This window comes from Clostridioides sp. ZZV15-6597 (assembly GCF_020657815.1).
Classification (GTDB): Bacteria; Bacillota; Clostridia; order Peptostreptococcales; family Peptostreptococcaceae; genus Clostridioides.
This window is the reverse complement of the sequence record NZ_JAGWCT010000102.1, coordinates 1-14,564: the sequence shown is the minus strand read 5'-3', so window position 1 is coordinate 14,564 and position 14,564 is coordinate 1. Positions and strand designations below refer to the sequence as shown.

Below are 14,564 nucleotides of genomic sequence, written 5' to 3'. Positions count from 1 at the left end.
CAGTAATATACATAAAGATTGTATTATACAATACTGTTACTATTTTTAATTATAGATATTGGTTTATATTTATAAGCTAGATAGAAACTTGTATGTTTTATGTTGCAGATACAAATATAGTAAAGGAGAGTACATGGGTACAACTGAGATACATAGCTTATTAAGTTTTTCTGTCTTATGATAATTATATTATAAAATATTCATAAATATTTTGATTTTCAATTTGAAAATTATTTTATGCTCAAATTAATTATTATGTAATTAATTTAATAACAAAAACAGTGAAAGAGTAAATAATATTATTTACAGGGGGTAATAAAAAAGTATATTAAATAAGTTGTACTTTTAGCCCCGTACATAAAGAAATTTATGTAGGACACAACTTTAAAACCAGTAAATCCTAAAGCCTTGCAACTACAATAAAAGATAGAAAGAAACTTTTATGAATGTGGTGAAAACCAGAAACAATAGCAAGGATGGTATATGGTGAGAGCCTAAGTACTTTACAATGGACATTTGGTCGCCAAGCCTAGAAATAGGAAGGTCAAACGACTATCTCGAAAGAGAGTACACTATAAGCTATTGATAGTGGAAACGGGTTGCTCTTAACAGGTAATGCTGAAGATGAAGAAATAGTCTACGCTCATATGAAAGTATGAGGTCACTTAAAAATTAAAGTGGCATCTATAAAGTAGCGTTTATAGGTAAATGTTTAAAACTTACAAGATATAAATACTTATGAAAACTTATAACTTATAATGATTAAGATTGAAAGATTTAGATTGGATTAGAATTGTTGTAAAAATTTTTAAAGTCCATAGTTACAATACTCTTATATTTGTAAAGCACTATAGAACATATACAAAATAATAGAATAAATTTGATTGTTAATAATTAAATTTGTTGCACATGATTTTTAAGTATGAAAACTTAAATGTATTACTGAGTATAGTAAGATTTATAAAAGTCATTTAGTTTAATATATTAAATTTTTAAGTATTTATATAATTCAATAAGTTTTATGTAACGGGAGTTTTTATTATGAAAGCAAAAAGTACATCAAAATTTGAATTAGACGGAATACCACCACTAAAGGAAGCAATACCTTTGGGGTTACAACACTTAATGGCAATGGTAATAGGTAGTTGTTTACCAGCAATATTAATTGCAAATGTAGCTGGACTTGATCATAAAATGTCTACACTATTGATTCAAGCTGCATTAATTTTTGCAGGATTATCAACTTTGTTACAATTATATCCAATACCACTATTTAAAGGGTTTAAATTGGGAGGAGGAATACCAGTTATAATGGGAGCTACAGCAATGTTCATAGGAGCTGGAGTTTCTGTTGCAGGTAAGTATGGATTACCTGTGTTATTTGGTTCTCAAATAATTGCTGGTATAGTAATAATCATAATTAGTTTTGGTCTTAAAAAAATAAGATTTATATTTACTCCAGTTGTATCTGGCACGATAGTTGCATGTATGGGTCTTGGACTTTTCCCAATAGCAATAAAAAACTTGGCTGGAGGTATGGGGAATGAGACATTTGGACAACCAATTAATTTTATAGTTGGAATAGCTGTGTCACTTATGATATTAGGATTAAATAAATATGGCAAAGGATTATTTAAAGATGCATCAATATTAGTTAGCATAATTTTTGGATATATTTTATCTCTAATGTTGGGAATAGTAAATTTTTCTTCAATTCAAGAGTTTACTTTGATTGCACTTCCAAAACCACTTGCTTTTGGATTAGATATAAAGATTGAGGTTGTAGTAATGTTTTCAATAATATATTTGGTTGAAATAGCTGATATTATGGGAGCATGTACACTTTCTGCAGTAGGAGGGCTTAATAGACAAGTGACAGATGAAGAACTTTCTTCTGCTGTTTTAGGAAATGGAGTATTATCTACAATAGGAGCATTATTTTCTGCTACTCCAATGGGGATGTTTGGTCAAAATTCTGCAATCGTTTCTAATACAAAAATTATAAGTAAATTTGTATTAGCTATTGGAGGAATTGGATTATTTCTGGCGGGAGTATCACCTTTGTTAGCTAATTTAATCAGAACAATACCTCCTTGTGTGGTTGGAGGAGCAACTCTCGTAATATTTTCAACTCTTACAACCTCTGGATTAAGACTTGTTAGTATGGATGGTTTTAATCAAGAAAATAGTATGATATTAGGTCTTTCTATGGCAGCTGGCATAGGATTTATGGTGGTTCCTCAAGTGCTTGAAAAATCTCCAAAATTTATAGAAACATTACTTGCAGATTCGAGTGTAGTTTCAGGGGCTATGGTTGCCATAATAGTTCAAGGTTTATATATGATAAAATTTTCAAAAGGTAAGGACAATAAAAATAAAAAAGAAAATATATAGAGTAAAAAATTAATAGAACTAAATTAAGTTTACTATATATTTATAAAAATTAAAGCAATGTACTTAATAGGTTTAGAGTTTTAATAAATATGATATAAGGGGGATAAGATGGTTACTATAAAAGAATATTCTGTTCCACAAAGCCTGGAAGAAGCATATAAAATTTTAATTTCTAAAAAAAATAATGTTATTTTAGGTGGTTGCGGATTTATAAAATTAAGCAATAAAAACATAGGAACAGCCATAGATTTAAAGGATATAAATCTAGACTATATAAAAGAGGATGAAAAAAATATACTAATAGGAGCAGATACATCTTTGAGAAGTTTAGAAATAAATAAAACTATTAAAAATTATTGTAGTGGAATAGTCTCAAGTGCTGTTTCTAATATAGTTGGTGTTCAATTTAGACAAGGAGCAAGAATTGGAGCTAGTGTATTTTCGAAATATGGTTTTTCTGACTTGATTCCAGTACTTTTAGTTGTTGGTGCGAAGGTAAGGTTATACAATAGTGGAATATTAGAGCTAAATGAGTTTTTAGATAGTGAATTAAATAAAGATATATTAATTGAAGTAATACTTCCTAAGAAAGATGCAGTAGCTGTGTTTGATTCAATAAGAAAATGTACAGGAGATTTTGCTATATTAAATTCAGCTATGTTAAAAGAAAATGATACTTATAAAATAGCAATTGGAGCAAGACCTCAAAGGGCTAAATTAGCACTTGAAGCAAGTAATATATTGAGTAAAGAAAAGGATATAGATAAAGCATCTATTATTGTAGGTAAAGAATTAATTTATGGAAGTAATATGAGAGCAAGCAAAGAGTATAGAATAGATATGGCAAGTGCGCTAGTTAAGAGGATGTATAGTGCTATTGAGGGAGGTAATAGATAATGATTAATAAGGGGATAAGAAAGATAGATAGTACAGCAATTGTGACAGGAAAGCCTCTATATACTGAAGACCTTATTATGCATAAAGATGTTTTGACTGTTAAACTTCTTAGAAGTCCACATGCACATGCCAAAATAAAGAATATAGACACGTCAAAAGCTGAAAAAATTCCAGGAGTTGTAGGAATTTATACTTATAAAGATGTCCCACAAGTTAGATATTGTGTTCCAGGTCAAACAGAACCAGAAGCATCTCCTTATGATAGAGTCTTACTTGAAGATACGGTTAGATTTGTTGGAGATGAGGTAGCATTAGTAGCAGCAGAAGATGAAAAAACAGCCATTAAAGCTTTAAAAATGATAAAAGTAGAGTATGAAATTTTAAAGCCTGTATTTAATGCAAGAGAAGCAGAAGGAAATGAAGTTATTATACATCCAGAACAAGATATAGTAGAACCATATCCTTTTGGATTAGATGCAAAAAATAATATAGTATCAAAAGAGTTTTTCGAGTTTGGTGATGTTGAGGCTAAGCTTAAAGAAAGTGAATTTGTGGTAGAAGCATCATATAAGACTCAAAGTCAATCACATTGTATGATGGAAACTCATAGGTCATATGCATATAAAGATATAAATGATAGGATTGTTGTTGTGTCATCATTACAATCACCACACAATGTAAAGAGAATACTTAGAAAAGTATTGGGGATTCCTTCTTCTAAAATAAGGGTAATAAAGCCTAGAATAGGTGGTGGATTTGGAGGAAAGAATATAGCAGCAACAGATATATTTACTGCATTTGTGACTATGAAAACTGGAAGACCAGCAAAATTCGTTTTTACAAGAAGTGAAACTTTTGTAGGTTCTAATAGTAGGCATGAAATGTTTTTTGATGTTAGAGTAGGTGCAGACAAAGAAGGAAATTTAAAGGCGATAGAATTAAAATCACTAAATAATACAGGTGCCTATGGTGGTAATGGAGTTTCTGTTTCTTCAGAATCAGGTCATAATACATTACCAATATATAATGATATTGATGCTGTTAGATTTGATGCTAGAACAGTATATACTAATAGATTGCCAGCAGGTGCACTTAGAGGTTATGGAGCTACACAAGGCATATTTGCAATAGATAGTGCTATTGATGAATTAGCTAATAAGGTTGGTATAGACCCTCTTGAATTTAGAGTTAAAAACATAATAGATAGATATACTAATGGAAAAGCAGCAGAAGAAGAAATACTAAGCTGTGAATTAAAACAGTGTATAGAAAAAGGGAAAAAATTAATTAATTGGGATGATAAATATCCGTGTAAAGATATAGGCAATAACAAGGTAAGGGCAGTAGGTATGGCAGTGGCAAATCATGGTTCTGGTATACCACGTGTGGATATGGCAACAGTGACTATACGAATGGATGAAGATGGGACATATAAGTTATTATCTGGTCTTGCTGATTTAGGCCAAGGAGCTGATACAATTCAAGCACAAATTGCTGCTGAGACTTTAAATACGACTGTAGATAGAATATCTGTTTATACAGGTGATTCGGACCTATGTCCATATGATACAGGAGCATTTGCTTCTTGTACTACAACAGTTACAGGAAATGCAACAATAAAAACAGCAAACAAATTAAAAGAAATATTACTTTCAATAGCAGAATCTAAACTCGGGTCTAAAAAAGAAGATTTAGAGTTAAGTGAAGATAGAATTTTTGTTAAGAATGATGAGAGTAAATTTGTGTTATTAGAGGAATTAGGAAGAGAGTCAGTTGGAGGTATTGGGTTTTCAAGTGACGATGTACCAGTTGTTTTAGAAGCAACAGAATCATTTGGTATGTTAAAAAGAATAAAACCATTTATAGCAGGATTTGCTGAAATAGAATTAGATAAAAATACAGGGGAATATAAGGTAATAAATTTTGCATGTGTCCCAGACTGTGGTACAGTTATAAATCCAACATTAGCTAGAATACAAGTAGAAGGTGGAGTAATGATGGGAATAGGGTTTGCAATGTATGAAGACCCTAAATTTGATAGAGATGGAAAGTTATTGACAGACAGTTTCTTGCAGTATAAGGTTCCTACAAAAAAAGAAGTAGGAAATATATTGGTAGATTTTGCTGATAATTTTGACCCAGGAGGACCTTATGGAGCTAAATCTTTAGGAGAAATAGTTATACATACGCCAGCACCAGCAATTGCAAATGCAATCTTTAATGCTACTGGAGTTCGTATAAGAGAGCTTCCTATAACTTTTGAAAAAGTGTACATGAGTATGAAAAACAATAACAAATAAATTTAATAAATGATATACTATAAAGTATAAAATTAAGTTATTTTGTAAAATAAAGTAATTGAATAGACATTATATATGGTGCTTTCTAAAAATACCATATATAATGTCTAATAGAGTAAGAGTTAAAGGAGGTGAGTTTATGCCAAATAGAACAAAAAACATACATTATGGGACTCAGAGACAACAATTAAAAAATTTAACTAAAAAAGAATATCAGGCTTTGCGAGAGATGTGCTTTTTAGCAAAGAATTTGTATAATGTTGGTACATATAATGTCAGACAACATTACTTTAATCAAGGAGAGCATCTTAATTATGAAGCTAATTATCATGTGTGTAAAGAAAATGAAAACTATAAACTACTCAATAGTAATGTAGCACAACAAATACTAAAAGAAGTTGATAGTTCGTTTAGGTCATTTTTTGGTTTAATTAAATTAGCTAAAGAAGGCAAGTATGATTTTAGAGGAATAAAATCACCTAAGTATTTAGACAAAGAAGGTTTTTTTAGTATAATAATAGGTCAAATAAGAATTAAAGACGATGGAATTTTAAATGTTCCTATGTCTCCAGCATTTAAAAAAATGTATGGAAAGGTGAGTATAAAAGTTCCAAATAATATATTAGACAAAAAAGTTAAGGAAATAAGAATAATACCTAAACATAAGGCTAGGTTCTTTGAAATTCAGTATTGTTATGAAATACCGAAATCAGAGGAAGTTTCAAATAAAAAAAATGCACTGGCAATAGATTTAGGTTTAGAAAACTTATGTACTTGTACTACCAATTTAGGTGATAGTTTTATTATAGATGGGAGAAGGCTTAAGTCTGTGAATCAATGGGCAAATAAGCAAAACGATAAAATAGAGGCTTTAAAATTAAAAAAGAATATAAGTTTAATTACAAGAAAACAATTTAAAGTATGGAATAAAAGAAATAATCAGGTTAAAGACTATGTAAATAAAACTTGCTTTTACATAATTGACTACTGTGTAAAAAATAATATTGGCAATTTAATTGTAGGATATAATGCTAAGTTAGAAAAAAGTGATAATATGGAAAAGAAAATATATAGAAATTTTATAAGAATTCCTTTTGGAGAGATAAAAGGAAAACTAGAGTACCTATGTAAAATAAAAAATATTAATTTCATTAGACAAGAAGAAAGCTATACTAGTAAATCCGATTTTTTTGCCAATGATTATCTTCCTGATATTAATTTGGATGATGTACAGAAATACAAATTTAAGGGAGAAAGAATAACACGTGGTCAATATAAATCTAGTATGGGTATGATTATAAACGCAGATGTAAATGCAAGTCTTAATATATTAAAAAAATCAAAAATAGTTGATTTATCTTATTTGCAGAATAATCCTCAGGTGTTAAAGCAACCACAAAGAATAAGAATATCTTAATAATAATTAAAAGATAAACTGATAGCGTATAAGCTTACAGCTTAGCGGCGAATTGGATCCGCCTTGTTGTTTACAACAGAATCTATTTACTTTTTAGTTTATAGAATTTCAAAAATCACTTTTACTAAAAAAGTTAAATTATAAATTTCAAATAAATAAAATTTAGGATATTTAAAAGAAATAGTTATGAGAGGTGAAAGTGTGAAATTATCAAATATGATAGGAGCAAATGAAATAATAACTGTAGTTGGAGCAGGAGGAAAAACTTCATTTATAAAATACTTTGCGAATTTTTATAGAGATAAGCTAAAAGTTTTACTTACAACAACTACTAAAATATATTTACCTGATAGAAAAGATTATGACAATATATTTATGACAATAGATGGAACTTCTATTCCATCTATTTGTCATGGAGTAACAGTATGTGGAAGCTGTATAAATAATGAAAATAAAATAGTAGGAATAAAGTTATCTGATTTAGAAAAAATGATAGATAAATTTGATTTGGTCTTGATAGAAGGTGATGGTTCAAAGAGAAAAAAACTTAAAGGTTGGAATGATGGAGAACCAGTAGTATATTGTAAAACTACAAAAACTATAGGTATATTAGATATAACTTCATTTGGAATGGATATTAATGAAGAAAATATACATAGGTTAGATGAATTTAAAAAAATAACTAATTTAAATATGTGTAATATAAATGATAATCCTAAAGTAAGCCTTGATAATTTAAAAAATGTAGTATTAAATCCAAAAGGATTGTTTAAAAATTATCATGGAAAAAAAATATTATTTATTAATAAAGTCGAAAATGAAATATATGAAAGTTTAGCTATAAATTTAATTAAAATTATTAAAGAGCATGAAAGCGAAATAGATATATTTTATGGAAGTATAAAACAAAATTTTTGTATAAGATATTGAAGTATTAAAATAGTTTATGTGATATTATATATATAGATAATATCAATAAAGATACTATAAAATCATAACAATATCAATACATTATAAATGTTAAGGAATGATATATATGATAAATGCAGTAATACTGGCGTCAGGATTTGCCAGAAGAATGGGAAAAAATAAACTTTTATTGGAATATGATGGATGTTCTATAATAGAACATGTACTTAAGGCAGTTAGTAAAATTAATTTTCATCAAGTTGTAGTTGTAAGTCAATATAAAGAAGTTTTAGCACTATGTAATAAATATGGCTTTAAATATGTAGATAATAAAGATGCAAATATAGGTCAGAGTGAATCCATAAAATTAGGAATTTTAAATAGCTCAAAATGTGATGGATATATGTTTTTTGTGGGAGACCAACCATTTATTGATGATTTATATATAGATAAAATTATAAATACTTTTAAATTAGATAGAAATTTTATAGTAATTCCAAGATGCAAAGATGTATGTGGAAATCCAGTTATATTTCCATTTAGCAAAAAAAAGGAATTGTTGGCACTTAAAGAAGATGAAAAAGGGAAAACTATTTTAAAGAATTCATCAAAAATAAAATATGTAGAAGTTCCCAAAAAAATGTTATTAGATATTGATACGAAAGTGGATTATGAAAGAATAGGGGGCAAATTATGAAATTAATAAAAACTATAGATGCTGTTGGACAAGTTTTATGTCATGACATTACTCAAATAATACCAGGAGAATTTAAAGGAAGAAAATTTAAAAAGGGACATGTAGTAAAAGAAGAAGACATTCCAGTTTTATTATCTCTTGGTAAAGACAACTTATATGTATGGGAAAAATCAGAGGGAATGATTCATGAAAATGAAGGAGCTTTATTTTTAAAAGAATTAACTGCTGGAGAAAATTTAGATTTCAGTGAAATAAAAGAAGGAAAGATAGACTTTATAGCGGCATGTGATGGGATTTTAAAAATAGATGTTGATGCACTTTTTGATTTAAATTGTGTTGGTGAAATAATGATGGCAACTCTTCATAATAATTTTGTAGTAAATAAAGGGCTAAAAGTAGCTGGAACAAGAGTCATACCTCTAGTCATAGATGAGAAAAAACTAGAAGAGGCAAAAAAAGTAGTTGATAACAGAAAAATAGTCAAAGTAATACCTTTTAAACCTAAAAAAGTAGGAATCGTTACTACTGGAAATGAAGTATTTTACAGTAGAATTGTTGATAAATTTGGACCAGTAATAGAAGAAAAAGTAAAGGGGTTTGGATGTGAAGTTATAGGCCAAACTATATGTCCAGATGATAAGGATATCATAAAAAATGCAATAAAAGAATTTATAAGTCAAGGAGCAGAACTTATCTGTTGTACTGGTGGAATGAGTGTAGACCCAGATGATGTCACACCTACAGCTATAAAAGAGACTGGAGCTGACTTAGTTACATATGGTTCACCAATATTACCAGGAGCAATGTTTTTACTTGCTTATTATGGAGAAGTTCCGATTATGGGGATACCTGGATGTGCAATGTATCATAAAACTACAGTATTTGATATAGTTCTATCTAGGATTTTAATAGATGAAAAACTTGACAAATATGATATAGCTAAATATGGTCATGGTGGTCTTTGTATGAACTGTGATGTATGTACTTACCCTGCATGTAATTTTGCTAAAATATAAAATCATAAAAATAGAGTACTTACAAACTTAGGTACTCTTTTTAAGTATTAATGATATATAAACTATGATTAATTATACAGAAACTATGTTTTAACTAATAGCTAAAACAGATTAAAGATTCAAATAAAGTATTTAGAGTGTGTAAAAGAATTAATAAAGTTGCAATTTGAATTTTTTATAAGTATAATATAATAGATTGTTAATTTTTATGAAACTTACAATCTTTAATACAATTTTAATAAATATTTCACGAATTTGGTATAAAAAATATGCTGTTTACGTGATAATAAAAATGTTATCAAAATTTTATGATAAAATAAATTATGAACAAAAAGAAAGGAAAATACATTAATGTTACAAGTTACAGGTGTTGGACTTAGATTTGGTGATAAGGAACTATTTAAAGATGTTAACTTAAAATTCACTAAAGGAAATTGCTACGGAATAATAGGAGCTAACGGTGCGGGAAAATCTACTTTTTTAAAAATATTATCAGGAGAAATAGAACCAAATACAGGGAGTGTATCTATAACTGATAAAGAAAGAATGTCAGTTTTAAAACAGGACCACTTCGAATATGAGGAAGAAACTGTTTTAAATGTTGTTATAAGAGGTCATGAAAGACTTTGGAGTATAATGCATGAAAAAGATGCTTTATATATGAAAGAAGATTTCAGCGAAGAAGATGGAATAAAAGCTGCTGAGCTTGAAGGTGAGTTTGCAGAACTTGATGGATGGGATGCAGAAACTAATGCTGAAAAAATACTTATGGGTCTTGGTATAACTAAGGATATGCATTACAAACAAATGAAAGAATTAGTTGGTGGAGAGAAGGTTAAAGTGTTGTTAGCACAATCACTTTTTGGTAAACCTGAAATACTATTAATGGATGAGCCTACAAACCACTTGGATTTCAAATCAATAAATTGGTTAAATAACTTTATAATGGATTTAGAAGAGTCTATAGTTATAATAGTATCACATGATAGACATTTCTTAAATCAAATATGTACTAATATAGTTGATGTTGACTTTGGTAAAATACAGATGTATGTTGGAAACTACGACTTCTGGTATGAATCAAGTCAATTAGCATTACAACTTGCTAAAGACCAAAACAAAAAGACTGAGGAAAAGATAGCTCAATTAAAGGAATTCATAGCTAGATTTAGTTCTAATGCTTCAAAAGCTAAACAAGCTACATCTAGAAAGAAACAATTAGATAAATTAGAAGTTGAAGATATACAACCATCAAGAAGAAGATATCCATATGTAGGATTTACACCTGCTAGGGAAATTGGTAATGAAGTTTTAGAAGTACACAATTTAACAAAAACTATAGATGGAGTTAAAGTACTTGATAATGTTTCATTTAGATTGGATAGAGATGACAAAGTAGTATTTATGGGTGATGAAATAGCTACTACTGCACTTTTAAATATAGTTATGGGAGAACTTGAACCAGATAGTGGAGAATATAAATGGGGAGTAACTACTTCTCAAGATTATCTTCCAAAAAACCATAATAAGTTTTTTGATGGAGTAGAGTATTCTCTAGTTGACTGGCTTAGACAGTTTTCTGAAGAAAAAAGTGAGAGTTTCATAAGAGGATTTTTGGGTAGAATGTTATTCTCTGGAGAAGAAGCTTTAAAAGAAGCTCAAGTTATATCTGGAGGAGAAAAAGTTAGATGTATGCTTAGTAAGCTAATGCTTTCAAATGCAAATGTACTTGTGTTAGATGACCCTACTAACCACTTAGACTTAGAAAGTATAACTTCTGTCAATAAAGGACTTGAAAAATTCCCAGGAGTGCTTTTATTTACTTCTCATGACCATGAGTTTATATCTACTATAGCAAATAGAATTATAGAGATAACTCCAAATGGAATAATGGATAGAAAGATGGATTTTGATGAGTATTTAGAAAGTAAAGATATACAAGAACAATTAGCTAAAATGTATGGGAAAAATAAATAATTATTTAGTTTAAATATTATTTTTACTAAATATAATTATTAGAATAAAAACCTTTTAATGTTTGAGAATACTCTATATAAGTGTGTAGGTATTTAATCAATATTAGGAGGTTTTTTATTTAGTATATACTGTAGTAAATAGGATTGTAGAGATAATGCAAATGGAACTATGAATAGAAAGATATATGGATTTTTTAGATTATAAAAAAGCACATGTCTCCAAATCTAAATTGATTGTTTACATTGTGTCAAATTACAACAATATTTGGAGACATAATAAGCAAAAATTATATAATATAATGAGTCTATAGACATTCTCTTTTATGATAATGTATTTTTTGTAAAGTTACAGGGGTTACTGATTCATTATAAAAATCTTCAGCTTTACCAGTAACTATACCACCTAAGTTACAAATGATTTTAACTGTTGTGTCACGTGCTTCCATAAAAATTTCATCAATATCTTGAGAAAATAAATCATCAATGGAAAAATATGCTAGTTTTGTTCCGATATGCTGACTACGAAAATCTTTTCTAATTGCAAATCTACCCCAGTGAACTTGTCTATTTTCGTACCAAGATGCAACTGCTCCAATAATAACATCATCAATTGTTGTGCACCACCATGATGGATTCTTATCTTGAGAAATAGGGATTATATCTTTTGGAATCTTTTGTTCTACCGAAAAAACATCTAATTCAAGTTTATTAATATCTAGCATATCATCTGCTGTAGCTTTTCTGAATATAATTTTTTTCATAACAATCCTCCTAATTTGAGAAGTAGAAGCTGTATTTATAATACTAAAACTATTTTGTAATAAATATATTTTAACTCTTCTATTATAAAATTAAATTTGAATATTAATTTAGTTTTAATTTTATTAGTAGTAAAAATTAATTTTATAGATAATAAAGATTAGAGTAAATACAATCAAAAAAATGTAATATTAGTTAGCATTAAATAAGTTTTCAGAAATTTTGTCAGATGCTTCTTTATCCATTTCTTTTAGAACATGGGAATAAACACTTAAGGTTGTATTTATATTTGAATGACCAACTCTTTCTGAGATAACTTTTATAGGTACCTTAGAATTTATAAGTAAAGTAACATGTGAATGTCTTAAATCATGAAATCTAATGTGGGGCAAGTCATTCTTTTCTAAAAATCTTTTAAATTTTTTACTCATAACATCTTCAGCAATAGGTTCACATTTTTTATTGAAAAATAACAAGTCACGACTATTTCTAATAGAAGACTTTAATAAATTTTTATTTTGTTTTATCTTATATTCTTTTAGTAAAAAGATTAATTCCTTTGGAGCAGATATTTTTCTAATAGAGCTTTCCGTTTTGGGTTCTTTAAGAATTACAGAGCCATTAATTCGAGCTGTTATCTTATTTACAGTTATTGTATTTTCTTCAAAGTCAATATTATCCCAAGTTAAACCTAAAACTTCTGAAATTCTAAGACCTAAACCAACTGCTAAATTAATAGGTAATTCCATATATGTATTTTTTGATAAGTTCAACAATTTTATCATTTGCTCTTTGTCATAAATTTCATTTTTAAATTTTTTATATCTTGGAGCTTCTATATTATCCATGATATTTTCTTTTACTAATTTGAGCCTATATGCTCTTTTTATTGCAAGTTTCAATATATTTATATGAATCTTAATTGATTGAGGATTCAATTTATGAGATAGTTTATCAATGTAGTTCTGTATATGAATTGGATGTAAATCCTGTATTTTATATTTACCAATAGAGGGATTAATATAATTCTTACAAATACTAACATAATTATTGTATGTAGCTAATGATATATTTTCACTGTACTTTTTTAAAAAATCTAAGAGAAATTCTGAGACAGTGATTTCGTTTGGAATTAAAAAGCCATCTTTATATAGACTTTCCTTTACTTCATTTAACCTTTTGCTCGCATCTCTTTTTTTATCAAAAATACCCATGTTCTTTTGTTTTCTCTTTCCAGTATCTTCATCTGTAAATTCGAGATAAACTACATAATTCTTGTTTCGTTTTCTAATAAATGCATTCATATATAACCCACCAATCAAAATTTTATACATTTATTATAACATATGGATAAACTCAAAAATAGTTTTTGAAATAAATTTATAGTTATTTCAAAGATTGATATTTATTGATTATAAAATGGGTATATTATCTTAAATATTAGAATTTTAACTTAATAATCTGTTATACTTAATATATATAAAAATAAAATTTATTTTTTACTTTGGGATTTTATATGTTTGGGTAGTACTGAAAATATAAGTTTGAGAGGAGTGTAAAATCATATGACTATTACTAAGATACCACCAGCAGAATTAAAGGTCATGAAATTTATTTGGGGGTCAGATTTTACAGTAACATCAAAAGATGTCATTGAAGCTATGGAAAAACTATATGATTGGAAGCAAACTACAACACTAACACTTTTATCAAGATTAGTAAATAAGCAATTCTTAGATGCGAAAAAGATAGATAGACATACACATTATACAGTTATTATTAGAGAAGATGAATATTTACATTTTGAAACAAAAACTTTTCTAGATAATATGCATGGAAGTTCTATTGAAAGCTTTATGAAGGCATTGTTCAAAAAGGGGGTAAATGAGGAAGAATTAAATTCTGTTGAAAAATGGGTAAAAGATATTAAAAAAGATGAATAGTTTGTTGAGATTAACAACAAGAATAACTTTAAATATATATTTTTTGTATTAATTGTACGTTTAAATGTATGAACATTTAGGCACTTAATAGTATATAAAAACTAAAACTTTTTAGTTATTTTTAAAATAAATTTAATTATCATAAAATAAATAGTTTTTACAATAATTAGTCAAATGAATTAAAAGTAGAGTAAACTGTAAAATACATAGATTTCTTTATTAAGTATTCTTAGTTTTCTAACACATTTTAATACTC

General features: G+C 27.9%; 11 protein-coding genes. 9 read left to right on the top strand and 2 right to left on the bottom strand.

Features of this window, described 5'->3' with window-relative positions; translation table 11 throughout:
- The first annotated feature begins 1,041 nt into the window (after nt 1-1,041).
- The 8 genes from KGF52_RS17225 (at nt 1,042) to KGF52_RS17190 (ending at nt 11,607) form a co-directional block, all read left to right on the top strand.
- The gene (locus KGF52_RS17225) at nt 1,042-2,394 is read left to right on the top strand and encodes a solute carrier family 23 protein (protein ID WP_227841018.1); all 1,353 of its coding nucleotides are present in this window, start codon (nt 1,042-1,044) and stop codon (nt 2,392-2,394) included.
- 108 nt (nt 2,395-2,502) lie between these two features.
- Complete coding sequence (locus KGF52_RS17220; RefSeq protein WP_227829384.1) at nt 2,503-3,291, top strand: FAD binding domain-containing protein; 789 nt, start codon at nt 2,503-2,505, stop codon at nt 3,289-3,291.
- On the top strand, nt 3,291-5,591 hold the full coding sequence (locus KGF52_RS17215; RefSeq protein ID WP_227841017.1) for a molybdopterin cofactor-binding domain-containing protein: 2,301 nt from the start codon (nt 3,291-3,293) through the stop codon (nt 5,589-5,591). Before KGF52_RS17220 ends, KGF52_RS17215 begins: the two co-directional genes overlap by 1 nt.
- Before the next feature lie 139 nt (nt 5,592-5,730).
- The gene (locus tag KGF52_RS17210; protein ID WP_227829382.1) at nt 5,731-7,008 is read left to right on the top strand and encodes a transposase; all 1,278 of its coding nucleotides are present in this window, start codon (nt 5,731-5,733) and stop codon (nt 7,006-7,008) included.
- A 201-nt stretch (nt 7,009-7,209) separates the two neighbouring features.
- The gene (gene yqeC, locus KGF52_RS17205) at nt 7,210-7,938 is read left to right on the top strand and encodes a selenium cofactor biosynthesis protein YqeC (RefSeq protein WP_227841015.1); all 729 of its coding nucleotides are present in this window, start codon (nt 7,210-7,212) and stop codon (nt 7,936-7,938) included.
- A gap of 106 nt (nt 7,939-8,044) precedes the next feature.
- Nucleotides 8,045-8,614, top strand: coding sequence for a molybdenum cofactor cytidylyltransferase (mocA, locus tag KGF52_RS17200; protein ID WP_227841014.1), 570 nt, complete (start codon nt 8,045-8,047; stop codon nt 8,612-8,614).
- Nucleotides 8,611-9,630, top strand: a complete 1,020-nt coding sequence (locus tag KGF52_RS17195; protein ID WP_227841013.1) for a molybdopterin-binding protein — start codon at nt 8,611-8,613, stop codon at nt 9,628-9,630. The genes mocA and KGF52_RS17195 overlap by 4 nt, the downstream gene beginning before the upstream one ends.
- A 351-nt stretch (nt 9,631-9,981) precedes the next feature.
- Nucleotides 9,982-11,607: an ATP-binding cassette domain-containing protein gene (locus KGF52_RS17190; protein ID WP_227841012.1), complete on the top strand. Its 1,626-nt coding sequence runs from the start codon at nt 9,982-9,984 to the stop codon at nt 11,605-11,607.
- Nucleotides 11,608-11,911: 304 nt separating this feature from the next.
- Here the strand turns inward: KGF52_RS17190 and KGF52_RS17185 are convergent, their stop codons facing one another.
- Nucleotides 11,912-12,367 (bottom strand): GNAT family N-acetyltransferase, encoded by a 456-nt coding sequence (locus KGF52_RS17185; RefSeq protein WP_227841011.1) that lies wholly within the window; start codon nt 12,365-12,367, stop codon nt 11,912-11,914.
- A gap of 189 nt (nt 12,368-12,556) precedes the next feature.
- Entirely contained in the window at nt 12,557-13,669 is a 1,113-nt protein-coding gene (locus KGF52_RS17180) for a tyrosine-type recombinase/integrase (RefSeq protein WP_227841010.1), read from the bottom strand.
- A 261-nt stretch (nt 13,670-13,930) separates the two neighbouring features.
- Here KGF52_RS17180 and KGF52_RS17175 point away from each other — a divergent pair, with 261 nt between their 5' ends.
- Nucleotides 13,931-14,308: a BlaI/MecI/CopY family transcriptional regulator gene (locus KGF52_RS17175; RefSeq protein ID WP_227827923.1), complete on the top strand. Its 378-nt coding sequence runs from the start codon at nt 13,931-13,933 to the stop codon at nt 14,306-14,308.
- The last annotated feature ends 256 nt before the right edge of the window (nt 14,309-14,564 follow it).

What these genes read in the sequence shown, in the direction of transcription:
- KGF52_RS17225 (WP_227841018.1), top strand. Translation starts at nt 1,042, where the DNA reads ATGAAAGCAAAAAGTACATCAAAATTTGAATTAGACGGAATACCACCA.
- KGF52_RS17210 (WP_227829382.1), top strand. Translation starts at nt 5,731, where the DNA reads ATGCCAAATAGAACAAAAAACATACATTATGGGACTCAGAGACAACAA.
- KGF52_RS17215 (WP_227841017.1), top strand. Translation starts at nt 3,291, where the DNA reads ATGATTAATAAGGGGATAAGAAAGATAGATAGTACAGCAATTGTGACA.
- mocA (WP_227841014.1), top strand. Translation starts at nt 8,045, where the DNA reads ATGATAAATGCAGTAATACTGGCGTCAGGATTTGCCAGAAGAATGGGA.
- KGF52_RS17175 (WP_227827923.1), top strand. Translation starts at nt 13,931, where the DNA reads ATGACTATTACTAAGATACCACCAGCAGAATTAAAGGTCATGAAATTT.
- KGF52_RS17190 (WP_227841012.1), top strand. Translation starts at nt 9,982, where the DNA reads ATGTTACAAGTTACAGGTGTTGGACTTAGATTTGGTGATAAGGAACTA.
- KGF52_RS17180 (WP_227841010.1), bottom strand. Translation starts at nt 13,669, where the DNA reads ATGAATGCATTTATTAGAAAACGAAACAAGAATTATGTAGTTTATCTC.
- KGF52_RS17195 (WP_227841013.1), top strand. Translation starts at nt 8,611, where the DNA reads ATGAAATTAATAAAAACTATAGATGCTGTTGGACAAGTTTTATGTCAT.
- KGF52_RS17185 (WP_227841011.1), bottom strand. Translation starts at nt 12,367, where the DNA reads ATGAAAAAAATTATATTCAGAAAAGCTACAGCAGATGATATGCTAGAT.
- KGF52_RS17220 (WP_227829384.1), top strand. Translation starts at nt 2,503, where the DNA reads ATGGTTACTATAAAAGAATATTCTGTTCCACAAAGCCTGGAAGAAGCA.